17 protein-coding genes are annotated in these 15,673 nt (G+C 45.3%); 5 read left to right on the forward strand and 12 right to left on the reverse strand.

From position 1 onward, the window contains the following. Positions 1-55: 55 nt before the first annotated feature. Complete coding sequence (locus EOO49_RS17440) at positions 56-1,159, reverse strand: Glu/Leu/Phe/Val dehydrogenase dimerization domain-containing protein (RefSeq protein WP_290848049.1); 1,104 nt, start codon at positions 1,157-1,159, stop codon at positions 56-58. Between the two features lie 196 nt (positions 1,160-1,355). On the opposite strand from EOO49_RS17440, the gene EOO49_RS17445 reads away from it, so the two are divergent. After that, positions 1,356-3,122, forward strand: a complete 1,767-nt coding sequence (locus EOO49_RS17445; protein ID WP_290848050.1) for an ABC transporter ATP-binding protein — start codon at positions 1,356-1,358, stop codon at positions 3,120-3,122. Between the two features lie 72 nt (positions 3,123-3,194). Continuing rightward, positions 3,195-3,572 (forward strand): PUR family DNA/RNA-binding protein, encoded by a 378-nt coding sequence (locus EOO49_RS17450; protein WP_290848052.1) that lies wholly within the window; start codon positions 3,195-3,197, stop codon positions 3,570-3,572. A 260-nt stretch (positions 3,573-3,832) separates the two neighbouring features. Here the strand turns inward: EOO49_RS17450 and EOO49_RS17455 are convergent, their stop codons facing one another. Continuing rightward, positions 3,833-4,168 carry a tRNA-binding protein gene (locus EOO49_RS17455; RefSeq protein ID WP_290848054.1) on the reverse strand — a complete coding sequence of 112 codons (336 nt, stop codon included), beginning with the start codon at positions 4,166-4,168 and terminating at the stop codon, positions 3,833-3,835. A 188-nt stretch (positions 4,169-4,356) separates the two neighbouring features. Here EOO49_RS17455 and EOO49_RS17460 point away from each other — a divergent pair, with 188 nt between their 5' ends. Both EOO49_RS17460 and EOO49_RS17465 read left to right on the forward strand, forming a co-directional pair. Next, complete coding sequence (locus EOO49_RS17460; protein WP_290848055.1) at positions 4,357-5,772, forward strand: glycogen synthase; 1,416 nt, start codon at positions 4,357-4,359, stop codon at positions 5,770-5,772. Positions 5,773-5,775: 3 nt separating this feature from the next. Then, a complete protein-coding gene (locus tag EOO49_RS17465; protein ID WP_290848057.1) occupies positions 5,776-7,050 on the forward strand; it encodes a glucose-1-phosphate adenylyltransferase in 1,275 nt (424 codons plus the stop codon). 31 nt (positions 7,051-7,081) lie between these two features. Here EOO49_RS17465 and EOO49_RS17470 read toward each other — a convergent pair whose 3' ends face one another. From EOO49_RS17470 to EOO49_RS17515, 10 genes are all read right to left on the reverse strand, one after another. Continuing rightward, complete coding sequence (locus EOO49_RS17470; RefSeq protein ID WP_290848059.1) at positions 7,082-7,411, reverse strand: cytochrome c; 330 nt, start codon at positions 7,409-7,411, stop codon at positions 7,082-7,084. Positions 7,412-7,463: 52 nt separating this feature from the next. Next, positions 7,464-8,222 carry a hypothetical protein gene (locus tag EOO49_RS17475; RefSeq protein ID WP_290848061.1) on the reverse strand — a complete coding sequence of 253 codons (759 nt, stop codon included), beginning with the start codon at positions 8,220-8,222 and terminating at the stop codon, positions 7,464-7,466. A gap of 42 nt (positions 8,223-8,264) precedes the next feature. After that, a complete protein-coding gene (locus EOO49_RS17480; RefSeq protein WP_290848063.1) occupies positions 8,265-9,197 on the reverse strand; it encodes a peptidylprolyl isomerase in 933 nt (310 codons plus the stop codon). A gap of 60 nt (positions 9,198-9,257) precedes the next feature. Next, positions 9,258-9,677 carry a hypothetical protein gene (locus tag EOO49_RS17485; RefSeq protein ID WP_290848065.1) on the reverse strand — a complete coding sequence of 140 codons (420 nt, stop codon included), beginning with the start codon at positions 9,675-9,677 and terminating at the stop codon, positions 9,258-9,260. Further along, complete coding sequence (locus EOO49_RS17490) at positions 9,677-10,057, reverse strand: hypothetical protein (RefSeq protein ID WP_290848066.1); 381 nt, start codon at positions 10,055-10,057, stop codon at positions 9,677-9,679. The genes EOO49_RS17485 and EOO49_RS17490 overlap by 1 nt, the downstream gene beginning before the upstream one ends. 46 nt (positions 10,058-10,103) lie before the next feature. Next, positions 10,104-10,661 (reverse strand): DUF4256 domain-containing protein, encoded by a 558-nt coding sequence (locus EOO49_RS17495; protein WP_290848068.1) that lies wholly within the window; start codon positions 10,659-10,661, stop codon positions 10,104-10,106. Between the two features lie 80 nt (positions 10,662-10,741). After that, positions 10,742-12,310 (reverse strand): UvrD-helicase domain-containing protein, encoded by a 1,569-nt coding sequence (locus tag EOO49_RS17500; protein WP_290848070.1) that lies wholly within the window; start codon positions 12,308-12,310, stop codon positions 10,742-10,744. Continuing rightward, positions 12,262-13,401, reverse strand: a complete 1,140-nt coding sequence (locus EOO49_RS17505) for a UvrD-helicase domain-containing protein (RefSeq protein ID WP_290848072.1) — start codon at positions 13,399-13,401, stop codon at positions 12,262-12,264. The genes EOO49_RS17500 and EOO49_RS17505 overlap by 49 nt, the downstream gene beginning before the upstream one ends. Positions 13,402-13,685: 284 nt before the next feature. Next, a complete protein-coding gene (locus EOO49_RS17510; RefSeq protein ID WP_290848074.1) occupies positions 13,686-14,009 on the reverse strand; it encodes a nuclear transport factor 2 family protein in 324 nt (107 codons plus the stop codon). A 21-nt stretch (positions 14,010-14,030) separates the two neighbouring features. Continuing rightward, positions 14,031-14,813, reverse strand: coding sequence for an SDR family oxidoreductase (locus EOO49_RS17515; protein ID WP_290848076.1), 783 nt, complete (start codon positions 14,811-14,813; stop codon positions 14,031-14,033). Positions 14,814-14,948: 135 nt separating this feature from the next. Between EOO49_RS17515 and EOO49_RS17520 the strand changes: the two genes are divergently transcribed. Continuing rightward, positions 14,949-15,308 carry a helix-turn-helix domain-containing protein gene (locus EOO49_RS17520; RefSeq protein ID WP_290848078.1) on the forward strand — a complete coding sequence of 120 codons (360 nt, stop codon included), beginning with the start codon at positions 14,949-14,951 and terminating at the stop codon, positions 15,306-15,308. The last annotated feature ends 365 nt before the right edge of the window (positions 15,309-15,673 follow it).

Consider the following 15,673-nt stretch of genomic DNA (forward strand, 5'->3'; position numbering starts at 1 on the left):
CGAAACCATTTTTGATTTCGCTCCGCAAAAATACTATTTATTTCGGGTTCCCGAATTATTTCGCGTTCTCTTTTTTACGGTCGTCGATGCGTTTTTCGGCAATGGCCATCGCAGCTTGAGTCGTCGTGAGATTCTTGGCGTCGGCCAGGTCGAAGATTTCGAGCGTGGTGTTGTAGATGTTCTCGGTTCGCTTCAAAGCTTCCTCTTTTCCGTAGTTTACGATTTCGCCGTAAACGTTGATGATTCCGCCGGCGTTGATCAAGAAATCAGGTGCGTAGGCGATTCCTCTTTCGCGAAGGATCTGACCGTGGATTTTCTCGTTCGCCAATTGGTTGTTAGCGGCTCCGGCAACGACTTTGGCCTGGATTCTGTAAACCGTGTCGTCGTTGATCGTGGCTCCAAGCGCGCAAGGTGCGTAAATGTCGACATCGGCATTGTACAAATCTTCGCCTTCGTAGATCGTAGCTCCGTATTTCTTGGCGACTTCCTCCATTCTGCTTTGGCTGATGTCGGAAATCGTGATGATCGCGCCTTCGTCAGTCAAATGCTTTACCAAAGTTTCGCCTACATGGCCGGTTCCTTGTATGAGGATTCTTTTCCCGCCAAGATTGTCGCTTCCGAATTTGTATTTCGCGGCCGCTTTCATGCCCATGTAAACGCCGTAAGCAGTTACAGGCGAAGGGTTTCCGGACCCGCCGCGGCTTTCTGAAATTCCGGTTACGTAAGGCGTGATGTCGCGGATCAAATCCATGTCAGGAGTTGTCGTTCCCACGTCTTCGGCAGTGATATATTTTCCGCTAAGGGAATGAATGTAACGTCCGAAAGCTTGGATAAGCTCTGGCGTCTTGTCTGTTTTCGCGTCTCCGATGATAACGGCTTTTCCACCGCCAAGGTTCAATCCTGAAATCGCCGACTTATAAGTCATTCCGCGGGAAAGGCGCAAAACGTCGTTCAACGCTTCCCACTCGTTCTCATACTTCCACATACGCGTTCCACCCAAAGCTGGTCCTAAAACTGTGTTATGGACACCGATTATTGCTTTCAAACCGGTATCTTTGTCGTGGCAAAAAACAATCTGCTCGTGGTTGTCGAATGAAGCTTGACCGAATACCGGATCAATCTTGTGCAGGTCTTTTGCAGTAGTGAATTCAGTTATCATATTTCAAGATTTAATTTTGAGGCTTTTGTAAAAAGCTAATGCAAAACTAACGATTAAATCAAGAAAATTCACTCAGAAGCGTTTAAATTAGGGAATTGTTAATAAATGTTCCGAATGTGGGCTTTTTGAAAAATTTCATTTTCCGTTCACTTTTAACAGTTTCCACTTCAGATTTTGTCCGTTCCGGCTTAGAATAATGAAAGAACTACAGTATTTAAATAAATATTTCGTAAAGTACAAATACCACTTTTTGGGCGGTATCCTGATTACGATCGCATCGCAGATTCTGTCTTTGTACACGCCTGAGCTCGTTCGCGACTCGTTTCAGGTCGTGGAAGATTACACCAATGGAAAACTCACCGATGTCACGGTCTTGAGAGACGAATTGATCATGAACATGGTCTACATCGTCCTGACCACGATTCTGTCGGGACTTTTGTTGTTCATCACGCGACAGACATTGATCGTGATGTCGCGCCACATCGAGTTCGATCTCAAGAATGAGGTTTTTGGCCAATACGAACGTCTGACGCAAAATTTCTACAAACAACACCGCACCGGAGATTTGATGAACCGAATCAGCGAAGACGTCGGAAAGACGCGAATGTACGTTGGGCCGGCGGTGATGTATTCGCTCACGACCGTGATCACTTTCATCGTCGTTATCGGATACATGGTGAGCATTTCGCCATTGCTGACGTTCTACACGATTTTGCCATTGCCGCTGCTTTCGTTCGTGATCTACAAATTGAGCGTACAAATTAACAAGCGAAGCACGGTTTTCCAACAGTATCTTTCGAAAGTCTCGAGTTTTTCGCAGGAAGTTTTTTCGGGAATCCGAGTGATCAAGGCTTATTCCCTGGAAGAGCAACAAACCGACAGAATGCGAGATCTGGCAACAGAAAGCAAAGCCAAAAGCATGCGTCTGGCAAAAGTACAATCGCTTTTCGGACCGTTGATGATCGCCTTGATCGGAGCGAGTAACCTTGTCGTGATTTATGTTGGCGGAATGATGTACATAAATGGCGACAAGAACATCGCGAGCATCGGAGTCATTGCCCAATTCATATTATATGTAAACCGACTGACTTGGCCGGTCGCGTCTCTCGGTTGGGTTTCGTCCATGATCCAAGAGGCCGAGGCTTCGCAGAAACGCATCAACGAATTCCTCAAGATCGAGCCCGAAATCAGGAACGAGAATCCGCAGCAAAGCGAAATTTCAGGGGAAATCGAATTCAGGAACGTCGGATTCACTTATGATGACACAGGCATTCGCGCGCTCAAAAACATTTCGTTCAAGGTCAATAAAGGAGAAACACTTGCTATTTTGGGCAAGACCGGATCAGGGAAATCGACGATTTTGTCTTTGGTGACAAGGCTTTACGATTCGACCTCAGGAGAAGTTTTGGTCGATGGGCTTCCGATAAGGAAACTGAATCTCGAAAACCTGCGTTCATCGGTAGGAAATGTTCCGCAGGACGCTTTCCTGTTTTCGGATTCCATCAAGAACAACATCAGATTCGGAAAGGAAGAAGCCTCGGAAGAAGAAGTGATCTCAGCGGCAAAACTCGCGGCCGTCCATGACAATATCGCGGCGTTCAACCTGCAATACGAGACGATTTTGGGCGAACGTGGCATCACGCTTTCGGGCGGACAAAAACAGCGCGTTTCCATTGCGCGTGCAGCAATCAAGAACCCGAAAATATTGTTGCTCGACGATTGTCTGTCGGCTGTCGATACGGAAACCGAGGAAACGATTCTCGGAAACCTGCTCGAATTCTGCAAGGACAAGACGACCATCATCGTGAGCCACAGGGTTTCATCTGCCAAGAACGCCGATCGCATCCTGATCCTCGACGAGGGAAATATCATCCAGCAAGGCACTCACAATCAACTCCTAAACGCCGACGGCTACTACCGCGAGCTTTATCTGAAACAACTTTCGGAAAAAGAATTGACCTAATGTTTGGTGAAATAACGTTTTTTTTACATTTTTGGAAGTAGAAATAACGATAACAACTAGAATGCTGAGGTTATGAGAGAACATGATATGCTGGAGAAGGAGGAGATTTTTTCGAAAGTGCTGCGCGCCGGTAGAAGAACTTATTTCTTTGATGTGCGTGCCACGCGTGCCGACGATTACTACATCACGATAACCGAGAGCAAGAAATTCACCGAAGACGACGGATCTTTCCACTTCAAGAAACACAAGATTTACCTTTATAAGGAAGATTTTGCCGCTTTCGCCGAAATCCTGGACGACATGACCAACTATGTATTGTCGCAGAAAGGCGAGGAAGTGATTTCAGAGCGCCACCAAAAAGACTTCAAACGCGAATACAGCATCGACAATAGGATGGAGGAAACCGCCAAAGCTGCGAGTTTTACCGATGTCGATTTTGACGATATCTGATTTTTCGATCGAAGATTTTCAAATAACGAATCCGGACTTTTGTTCGGATTTTTTTTTGCTTGCCACTTATTGGTTAGACTGATTTGCCCGTAACTATTTTTTAACCGCGAATTCGCGAATTTATACTCGTTTCGAGGTCAAATTCGCGAATTCGCGGTTAAAAATTTCGCGTTGAGACGATTCGTAGTTTGCCCTGAATATTCAGATACAATTTTATTTCGTAGCCAATAACAAATAACGAGCAGCGAACAACGAAGTTTCTAGCCGATCCGAAGCCCGTTCGCGACCTCAAAATCAGGAGAAAGCAAAACGATATCGTTGTCATTTCCGACCGATCCCAAAACCAGGCATTCGCTCATGAATTTGCCGATCTGTTTGCGCGGAAAATTCACGACGGCGACAATCTGTCGACCAATCAGCTCCTGTTTGGAATAGCGTTTCGTGATTTGTGCCGATGATTTGCGCACACCGATCTCGCTCCCGAAGTCGATCGTGAGTTGAAACGCCGGTTTTCTCGCTTCGGGAAAGTCGTTCGCTTCCACAATCGTGCCTACGCGCATCTCGACGCGTTCGAATTCGTGCCAGGTCAAATCCATCAAAAAATGTTTTTGCTAATATCGGAATTCGGGTTTGTCCTCGAAAGTGAAACAGCAAAAAACCGACAATTTGCAAAATTTTGGAAGCTTGTTGAAAACCCTGTCATTTCTTAACAAATGCTTAGTAGCAATCGTAGGAAATCTCAAGGCATTTTGCGTAAATTAGAGGGCAACTTCACACTTCTTCAATGGAAATCTATCATCTTAGCGCCGAGTGTTTTCCGGCGGCGAAAGTGGGCGGTCTGGCCGATGTGGTCGGAGCTTTGCCAAAATATCTCAACCGTTTCGGGCATTCGGCAAAAGTCGTGATTCCGGGTTATGACACCAAATTTTCGCAAGAGCAGGAATTCGATGATGTTTTTCAGGGCGAGTTGAAGCTTGGCGTTTTCCATTTCCACTATTCGGTTGTCAAGGAGCGACAGGATTTGTTGGGCTTCGAGTTGTACCAGATCAAGATTCCGCAGCTGTTCGATCGCCCGGAAGTTTACGGATACGAAGACGATACCGAGCGATTCGTCGCCTTCCAGATCGCATTTCTCGATTGGCTTACGGCAACCGGAAAACGTCCCGATATCGTGCATTGCCACGATCATCATACAGGTTTGGTGCCGTTTATGATGCAACATTGCCATCGCTACGGACATTTCAACCGCACGCCGACATTGCTGACGATCCACAACGCGCAATACCAGGGCTGGTTTTCGTTCGACAAATCGCATTATTTACCTGATTTCGATGCTGTCAATGGCGGCTATCTTGAATGGAACGGCGTGATCAATCCGCTGGCGAGCGCGATCAAATGCGTGTGGAAAGTCACGACGGTTTCCCCGACATATCTTGAGGAAATGGCCAACAACGCCAACGGACTCGAGAATTTGCTGCGTTACGAAAGAGGAAAATCGGTCGGGATTTTGAACGGCATCGATTCGGAAGTCTGGGATCCGGAAACCGACGCGATGCTGGAAGCTAATTTCGACGTAAAAACGATGAAGGTCGGTAAAGCGGCGAACAAGAAAGCGTTGTGCAAAAAATTCGGTCTTGATGAAAAGCTTCCTATTTTCTCGTTCATCGGACGTTTGGTCTACGAAAAAGGAGCGGAGTTGCTTCCCGAAATCTCGCGTAGGATTTTGACCGAATTTACCGGAAAGGCAAATGTGCTGATCTTAGGTTCCGGCGATCCGAGCGTGGAGGAACATCTGCGCGCCATCGGACATTTCCATCGCGAGAACTACGATTGTTATATCGGATACAACGAACAACTGGCGCATTTGGTCTATGGCGGATCGGACTTTTTGCTGATGCCGTCACGCGTCGAACCTTGCGGACTGAACCAAATGTACTCGTTGCGCTACGGAACGGTTCCGATCGTAAGAAGAACCGGCGGACTTCGCGACACGGTAATCGACATGGGCGACGGCGGCTTTGGAATCTGCCACGACCAAACCAGTGTGGAAGACGTGCTTTGGTCGGTGAACCGCGCGCTCGGACTTTTTTCCGACCAAAAGAAATTTGACGCGATACGAAAAACGGGGATGGAAATCGACCATTCGTGGGATTCGGTCGCACAACAATACATCGAACAATATCTGAACCTAAAGAAATAGCACATGAATAACAAGACACTTGCCATAATTCTCGGTGGCGGACAAGGCTCGAGGCTTTCGCCACTTACCCAAAGCCGATCCAAACCGGCCGTTCCGATTGCCGGAAAATACCGTTTGGTAGACATTCCAATCTCGAATTGCATCAATTCCGACATCAAGCGCATTTTCGTTTTGACACAGTTCAATTCGGCCTCGCTCAACAAACACATCAAGAACACTTATCATTTCAGTACGTTTTCGACTTCTTTCGTCGATATTCTGGCCGCCGAACAAACGCCGGACAACGCCACCTGGTTTCAGGGAACGGCCGACGCGGTGCGACAATGCATGCAATATTTCCTGAACCACGAGTTCAAATATGCGCTGATTTTGTCGGGCGATCAGTTGTACCAGATGGATTTCAACGAAATGATTACCAAACACGAGGAAAGTGGTGCCGAGATCTCGATCGCGACGCTTCCGGTAAACGCTAAAGACGCGCCTGGTTTCGGAATCCTCAAAACCGATACGGACGATTGGATCACGGCTTTCACCGAAAAACCAAGTGCCGATGTCTTGCAGGATTGGACATCGCCCGTGAGCGAGGAAATGCAAGGTCAGGGCAAGCACTATCTGGCTTCGATGGGAATTTACGTGTTCAATCGCGACTTGTTGGTGAAATTGATGTCAGACCAAACGACTACCGATTTCGGAAAGGAAATCATGCCGCAATCGGTCGGGAAACACAAAATCCGCAGTTTTCAGTATGAGGGTTATTGGACGGACATCGGAAACATCGATTCTTTTTTCGAGGCCAATCTCGATTTGACAGATGAAATTCCGCAGTTCAATCTTTTTGACAACAGCAACCGTATTTTTACGAGGGCGCGCGTACTTCCGCCTTCGAAAATCATCGGAACGTCGACCGTTAGCCGATCTTTGATTGCCGAAGGTTGCATTCTGAACCATTGTTCGGTCGATCATTCGGTGATTGGCATCCGGACGAGGATCGGACGCGATTCGGAAGTCAGGAATTCGTATATCATGGGAAGCGATTTCTATCAGAATCTGCAGGAAATCTACACGAATCTGGAACATCGCGTGATCAATATCGGAGTAGGCGAGCGGTGCGTGCTGAACAATACGATCATAGACAAGAACGTGCGCATCGGAAATGACGTCAAACTCAACGGCGGCAAGCATCTCGAAGATACCGATCACGAACTTTACACGGTCAAGGACGGAATCATCGTCGTGAAAAAGAACGCGACTTTGCCCGACGGATTTGTAGTCGAATAACGAAAAAGCCTCCAAAATCAGGAGGCTTTTTTTATTTCAGTTCCGAAAAGATGTAGTCGTGGATGAATACCATGTCTTCGTCGGTGAGACGTGCTTTTCGCTGCATGCGTTTCAGGATCGGTTCCCAGTCTTCTTTGGATTCGTCGGTAGGGGCAAATAATTTGTGGCATTTTCCGCAATTGTTCGCGTACAGATCGCGTCCCTTGGCGATGCCTTCCGGGCTTGGCATTGGAGAAGTTGTTTCTGCGACTTCGGGTTTAGGAGTTTCTGTTGCTGCCGGCGTCGAAGGTTGTACGACGACTTTTGGCGAACAGGAGAACGCTACTGCCGCGAGGGCAAAAACGAGGATTCGTGATTTCATCTGAATTTGGTTTTGTCGTAAAAATAAACGAAATCTTCCGAATTTGGCCTGGTCACTCGAACTCTGGTTTTCGCCTTTTGATTTTCATGGTTATGAGATTGACCGTCATCGTATCTTCGTCGGCTTGCTCGTTGCGAAAAATCGCTTGAATTTGGTTTTTCCCGATTTTCCTGACCAATCCTGGCCAGGCTTTGAGTTGATTTTCGAGTTCGATGTTGGCTTTGTCCTGTTTTGGGATCGATACCTTTCCCGAAGTTCCGAAAAGACCGTATTCGCCCGTTGCATCGGGAAGCTGCGGCAATTGCCATTCCAAGATATCGAATTTGAAAAGTTCCTTCCATTTGCCGTTTTGGTAAGTGTAGATTCGCCAGCTGTTGCAACTCGAAAAGTCGGCGTGGTCGATTACCAGCGAGATTTCGTCGTTTCCGTCTCCGTTGAGATCGCCATCGTTCTTTAACAAGTGCAATCCGAAACACAGACTGTTTCCAATTTTGAGACTGTCTATTTCCGGGTTGGAACTCAAAACAAAAGCATCGGTATTTCTTTTATCTGTCCATTGGATCAAGTCGCCATATTCGAGATCGTCTCGGAACTTGAAAGTTTCCTTATTTGTATCAGTGTCCCAATAGTGTTCGGTCAATTTTTCCGATTTTCCGTCTCCGTCAAAATCGCCCTCGATCTCGAATCTGTAGCCGAAAATTTCGTGGGATTTCGGTTTTTCGATTTTTGATTTTCCAGACGTGATTTTGGGTTTGACTTCAGAATTTTTGCATCCGATGAAAATCGCCAAAAACAAAAGAGGAAACCACATGACGCGATTTCCTCTTTTCGATATTTTGTTCGGATGCATGAATTAGCGAACGTCCATCAACTCTACGTCGAAGACCAAAACGGCGTTTGGTGGAATGACTCCGCCGGCGCCTCTCGCTCCGTAACCCAAATCTGGTGGAATCACGAAACGCGCCTTGTCGCCAACTTGCAACAATTGGATGCCTTCGTCCCAACCTTCGATCACATTGCCCATTCCGAGCGGGAACTCGATTGGTTTTTTACGTGGATAAGACGAGTCGAAAGTCTTGCCGTTCTCGAGCGTTCCGGTGTAATGAACCGATACCGTCTTGCCTTTTGCAGCTTTCGTTCCGTTTCCTTTTTGGATGATCTGGTAACGCAAACCGCTTTCCGTCTGTTCGAATCCGGCCGACAATTTCTCGAGTCTGGCTTCGGCTTCCGCCTTTTCGGCAGCTTCTCGCTTCGAACGCGATCCTTCGAAAACGCGGAAAGCCTCGACTGCATTCCATTTTTGGGCTTCTTCGCCAACGCGCACGATCTCGAGTTTTTCGATCGCGTCACCTTGCTTGATTTCGTCGACTACGTCCTGACCTTCAATGACTTTACCGAAAACGGTATGTTTGTCGTCCAGCCAGGGCGTAGCCACGTGCGTGATGAAAAATTGTGATCCGTTAGAGCCCGGCCCGGCGTTTGCCATCGAAAGCACGCCCGGAGTATCGTGGCGCAAATCCTGGTGGAATTCGTCGTCGAATTGGTAGCCCGGTCCACCGCTTCCTGTTCCATTCGGATCGCCGCCTTGAACCATGAAGTCACTGATGACGCGGTGAAACGTCAAGCCGTCATAATAGGGTTTTCCTTGCGGACGCGCTTTGTTCTCGAGATTTCCCTCGGCCAAAGCCACGAAATTCCCAACCGTTCCCGGCGTCAGTTCTGGTGTAAGTTTGACCAAGACTTCACCTCTTTTGGTGACGAATTTGGCATATATTCCGTTTTCCATGTTCGTATTTTTAAAGTTGGCACAAAGGTAAGCAATGAAGATTGTACTGGCAATCGGAAATCAAAAACCGCACATTTGCAAAATGCCTTCCCAATTTGTACTGTCGCTGTCATAACCGAGTTCTTTTGCGCGTTTCATGTCGTCACAGGCTGAAATCGCGTAGAATTTGCCACTCAATTTCTTCGAAAGTCCGCGAAAGAAATAACCGTGTGCCGCGTCCTTGGCGGAAGATTCGATCAATTTCGTATAATCCGCGACAGCGTTGTCGAACTCGTTTATCGCGAGATATTTCATGCCGCGATCTTTGTGGATCTTCGCTTTATCTTTTGAGGAATTGAGTTCCGCGGTCATTTTGGCGATATCGTTGCGTATAAGTTGCGCGGTTTCATCTGAAACTTCAACCGAACTTAGTTTCGCGTCGACTTGCGCTTTCGAACCGAGGCAAATCAGCAGAAATAAGACACATATAATCGATTTCATCAATTGAGTTTGTTGATGTCGTTGGCCGTTTTGTAATCCTTTCTCGCGATCGTGTAGAGTTGGTTTCCGCTTTCGTCCGTGATGAAGGCCTGTGTTTCGTCGTCTGTGGGGAAATAGATTTTGTATTGTCTTCCGTCTGAAATCTGGATGCCGTAAGTCGTCGTGGAATTTTTCATGGAAACCGAATTCTGCGAGTATTCGAATTTGGTTTTCTTTCCGCTTCCGTCGTCTACCGAAAAGGATTTCTCGGCGAAATTGATCTGGAATTTGTTGCCGTCAGCGTCTGTGGCTTTCCAGTTTCCGCGATAAGTGTCCGATCCGCTGCACGAGATCAGTAAAATCATCAAAAAAGCCGAGAGCAAAAGTGTAATTTTTTTCATATCCGATTGATTTATCTGCCTACAAATTAGTGAATTTGCGTCAAAATCAGACAATCAATTTTGCCCGAAATCCGCGTGCGGCATAATACGATTGGGCGCCGTTGTGATACGTGAAAACCGTGTCGTATCGGCGATCGCAGAAAAGTGCGCCCGAAAGTTTCCGGATTTTATCTGGCGTCTTGACCCAACTCGAGGTTTTGAGGTCGAACTTTCCCAGCGTCTGTAAATGTCGGTATTCGTCTTCGGATAAAATTTCGACACCCATTTTTTGGGCCATGTCCAAAGCGTTGTTTTCAGGTTGGTGCTCTTTTCTCGAAAGTTGGCCTTCGTGATCGAAACAAGTGCTGCGGCGACCGGCCGGACTTTCTGGCGAACAATCAAAAAAGGTGTATTCATTCGATTTTTCGTCGAAAGCGATCACGTCAGGTTCGCCTTTTGTCCTTTCCATTTCGTGCAACGACCAAAGTTTGTCGGGATTTACCTCGAGTTTTTCGGACACTTTTTCCCAATCGATATTTTTATGCCGATCCGGATTTGTTTCAAAACGCGCTTTCAATGTCGCAAATATTTGTTCTTTTTCGTTTGGCGTCAATATGTTTTTCATGACTTCTAATTTGTTTCCAAGTTACGCAAAAGCCATTTGTTGCGCGAGTTTGCTGTTATGTCAAATGCCAGAATTTCGATTTACGATAGCTTGATCGTTTCCGTGCACTTCGGATAATTTGTACAACCGAGAAATTCGCCGAATCGCCCCGAGCGACTGACCATAAATCCGCTTTGGCAACTTTTGCACAGTAACGCATTATCGAGGATTTTGATGTCGTTGTACGTCTCGTTGCAAATAGGGTAGTGCGTGCATCCCAAAAACTGTTTTGCCTGTATGGGATTTGTCCGGATCACGAGTTTTCCCGTTTGGCAGTACGGACAATTTGCCGAGGTCAATGTTCCGTTTTCGATGGTCGTCAAGTAATTTATGTCCGAAATCAATTCGCTCGCAAAAATCGAAATGTCCGACGGCACGAACAATAGGACTTCGTTTTTTGTTCGCGTCAATGCTACGTAAAACAAGCGGCGTTCTTCGGCGAATCTGTACTCTTCGTCATCGTTCAATAATAAGGATAAAATTGGGTCGTCGGTCATTTTGTTCGGAAAGCCAAGTAGGTGATTTTTGAGGTTCAGGATTATGACGTTGTCGGCTTCCAGCCCTTTTGATTTGTGGATCGTGAGAAATTTGATGTCGACATCTTCAAAGCCTTTGACTTGCAATTTGTTCGATCGCTCAATGTATTTCACACTGTTGTTTTGGGTTACTTTTATAAGGTCGTCGATGTCGAAACTGTGTCGGCCCAAAACCAGAATCGGCTTGTTTCCATATTTTTCGACGAGTTGCCGAATTTGGTTGAGAAATGTCTGCTCGATCGTATTTGGTTCATACCCGACCAATTTAATCGGGTTTTGCAGCATTTCCTTTTTTGACGTTGGACTTTTTGGAAGCTGGCTTTTGTTTTTGAGGATGAATCTCGAGGTGATATCGATCAACTGTTGCGAATTCCGATACGTTTGTTCGATCAGTAATTTTTCGTGTTTTCCGACGTGTTTCTCGAAGTTCCGAAGCAGCGAAACGTCGCTTCCGGCAAAACGGTAAATAGACTGCCAATCGTCTCCTACGGCAATCAATTTCGCTCCGGACAACTCGCGGATCGCCTTGATCAAATTGAATCGGGAAAATGAAATGTCCTGATATTCGTCGATGATGATGTATTTGTAGTTTGGTTTTTGGTTTTGGATCTCGTCAGCCGCGCGATTGATCATGTCGTTGAAATCGATCTCGTTTCGCTCCTTTAGCACGCGATCGTATTTGTCGAGAATAGGTAAAGCGAACTGCAGGAATATTTTTTGGCGTTCCAGCATGAAGTCGCTTTTGGAATTCGGGTTTTTCGAAAGTAAATGCTTTAGCGAATTCGTGTCCATCCGTCGCGATTTCCCAAGGTTTATGAAGCTTTCGATGAGTTTGATCAGTTCACTTCCGAATTTTTTGTCGTTTTTGGTGATTTTGTCGTAAATGGTTTTGGTGTCTCTAGGTTTGAAAACGACAGCTTCGTCTTTGAGCATTTTTTCCAACTTCGGAAGCAAAGCATTATCTCGATTATAATAGGAATAGGTCTCGAGCAATTTTGTGTTATTGTCTTTGTGATTCTGTTTTTTCAACGCCATTTCCTGACGTAATTTTCTGCGTTGTGCGGCGTCAGCCATTTGGCATTGTTGTTTTCGTCCACGCCAAAATGTTCCAGCCAGATGTCGTATTCCGATAGATGGAAATCGGGGCGATACATGACGTTTGTATGCGGATATTTCTTTTCGTATTCGTATTCGATTCCGTTCAGATACAGGAAATTCGCTATTATAAGTTCTTCGACGCTCTTGACTTTTTCGCCCTGCAAAGTGTCGAGATCTGCGGTCGCAATTTTGTTCAGCGGTTCGGTTTTTGCCTTCAGGGTCTCGAAATCGATTCCCTTTTCCACATCTGATTTTTCTCCCAACGAAGTGTATTTTTCATGCTCTTCGGGAATGTTCATGTAGCACGCGATGTATCGGATGTAGGAATTTATCGCTTCCGGGTTTTCGAGAATATCAGATCTTAAATATTCCGTTACAATTTGTTTGAGCGTATTGTCGTTTGTGATCGCGGGAACATCGATGCTGGCACTTTTTATCGTGTCGTAGCCAAGTTTGTGAAAGGTAGTCGCTTTGGTAGCCAATGCTATTTTGCCAAGCCTTTCGTTGAGTTCGTCGACCGTTTTTTTGGTGAACGAAAGCAGTAGAATTTCTGATGGTTTTACGTTTTTGATTGCTGTCAGATACTTGATTTTGGCCAGAATTGTCAGTGTTTTGCCCGAGCCCGCGCCCGCGATTATCAGGTTGGAATATTCGTCGGTAATCACGGCATTTTGCTGTTGGTCGTCTAATTTCTTTCCTTCGATATCTTCGAAAAACCACTTTAGATTTTCCTTTTTTCTTAAGATATAATTCGTATTATAATTGGCGATGTAGTTGTCGAAATTGTCAAATATCTCATTGAATATCTTGACTTTCTCTTCCTTTTTGTAATAGTTGGTTTTGTTCCTGAAATAGGTGCCAATTTCAATGAAATCGGTTTTGATTTCCTCGCGATACGGCCAAGTGCAATAATCGTTCAAGGAGTCAATTTTGGAATTGAATTCAGTAATTCCGGCCAAATTTTTCAAATAGATTTCGCTCTGGTATTTTTTCTTGTGAGTGCGTTTTTTAAGTAGAAATAACAACGCGGTAAGCGCAATCGATATGGTTGTGATCAGTAGTTCCATATAGACTTTTTTCTAGTTTTTGCCGATCTTGAGCCCAAATTATTGCGCAAAAAAGAAAGGTTACCATTTGAATGGGTTTTTTCAAAATGTCCTGTAACGTGAGGCCGCTAAATGCCGTATCTCACGGACGGAAACGAAGTTAAGAAAAAAGTGTGTCCATTTCACTTGAAACCGGCAATAGATCATAGTGCGCTGTTACCAGAGGTGTCGAATTTGGCGCGGTAATTCAGAACTTAGTATTATAAAAATAGAGAGTGACTAACTTGGTCACTCTCTATTGTGTTTTACGCTGTCACTTTTAAATGCTGGATTTGCCCATCAACTATATCGAAGTGAAATTTTAGCTTGATCGGGCTTCCTGGAAATGTTCCCGAGCATTCTGCGGTTAAGATGCTTGATGTACCATTTTCGTTATACTCCAGTGGTTTCATCACTGATTGGTAGTTCTTGTTCGAGTGGTCGATCCAACGCTCTATTTCAAGTTTTCCCTTATGCGTTTTGCCTTCGTCAAACACTACGGCGGTTTCTGAAAACAGATTGGCGTAGCTCACGGCGTCAAATTCGTTTTGTGCTTTGACCAAATCTGCTACTACTTTTGGTAATTTCATTGTTGTTATTTTTGAAGATTATTAGATTGTTGGTACTGTACCGCCATCGATTACGTATTCAGTTCCCGATAAATAGTTGGCTCTCGGAGAAACAAGAAAACCAACGAATTCAGCTACTTCTTCAGGCTCAGCAGGTCTGCCGAATGGTATTCCACCCAAAGCATCCATCACACCTTGCTGCGCTTCTTCTACAGTGCCATTGGCGTTTCTTGCAATCTCGGCCAACCAAGCTTTCGAGGCTCCCGTGTTGATCCATCCTGGCGATACACTCAGCACGCGAACACCTTTAGGCGAGACTTCATTCGATAAACTTTTGCTGTAGTTTCTCAAACCTGCTTTTGCAGCTGCATAAGGCAAGGTGGAATCATAGAGTGGAAGTTTCCCCTGGATAGAAGCTATGTGAATGATAACTCCGTTTTTACGATCGATCATTTGAGGTAAAAATCCCCTGTCAAGTCGAACCGGAGCCAGCAGATTAGCCTGTAGCGTCGATTCCCAATCTTCATCGGACAATGCCTTAAAGCCACCGGCAGGTGTGGTGGAAGAACCCAGATTGTTCACTAAAATGTCAAGTCTTCCGTAAGTTGTGAGCACTTCGCTGATGACTTTTTGTGTTCCTTCTGCTTTACTTAAATCGGCCGGAATGAAATGTAATTTGCCGTTTTCAATCTCCGGAGTATTTCTTGCGCTGATAATAACCGTTGCCCCAGCTTGTAGCAGCCTTTCTGCAATCGCCTTTCCTGCGCCTTTTGTGCCTCCTGTCACCAAGGCGATTTTGCCTGATAATTCGTTTTGATAGTTCATTTTACATTCGTTTTAAAATTGTTAAGTACAAATTTCAGAAGTATGTAAGTTTCTCACAAGTACGGAGTTACGATTTGCATAGGGATAAATTTTTCCCCTATTGCACGGAATGGGAGATAGGTCTAAATTTGTGGGATGTATGAAAGAAAAACAATACCGAACTTAAATTGTGGACTCGATCTTATTGGTGAAGTGCTCTACGGCAAATGGAAGATACGTTTGCTTTGGTTTATTAGTGAAGGATTTCATAGACCGAGCGAATTGCAACGCAAAATACCGGATGCTTCCCGCAGGGTTCTAAATATTCAGCTCAAGGAATTAGAAGATCACGAACTTGTTTCAAAAATAATTTACCCTGTTGTGCCGCCAAAAGTAGAGTATAGCCTGACGGACTTTGGAAAAACGCTAATTCCAATAATTGCAGCCATCGGTGGGTGGGGAGATGAGCATGAAGAGCGTTTACGAAAGGTAATATTGAAAAGGTTGGAAAATTAGAATTTTTGTTAGAAACAGCATTGCGACATATCTTTTTTAGTTTAGGAAGGATTTTCTACTGTAAAAATTGGTCGAAAAATTGTAGTTGAACGTGTCGTCAGATGTAATTGTTTGTCGTAAGGGTGTCCAGGCTTTGTGGTAGCGAGACGTGACTGAAGGAAGTGGGGAAAATCGGAGATTGTACTCTCTGATAACGCAATCGAAGTTATGGAAAATGAGCGGTCGACAATCCGAAAGCCAGGCATTTTAGCGGCGGTTATGTGAGGTTCCTAGATTTTACTTTTCAATTCCATCATTCCGTGAAGAACTCTCGCAATTTCAATTTCGTCTTTTAAAATTTCTCGATAGAAAATAATATGCTCTCC

Source organism: Flavobacterium sp. (assembly GCF_004295795.1).
In the GTDB taxonomy this organism is placed as follows: domain Bacteria; phylum Bacteroidota; class Bacteroidia; order Flavobacteriales; family Flavobacteriaceae; genus Flavobacterium.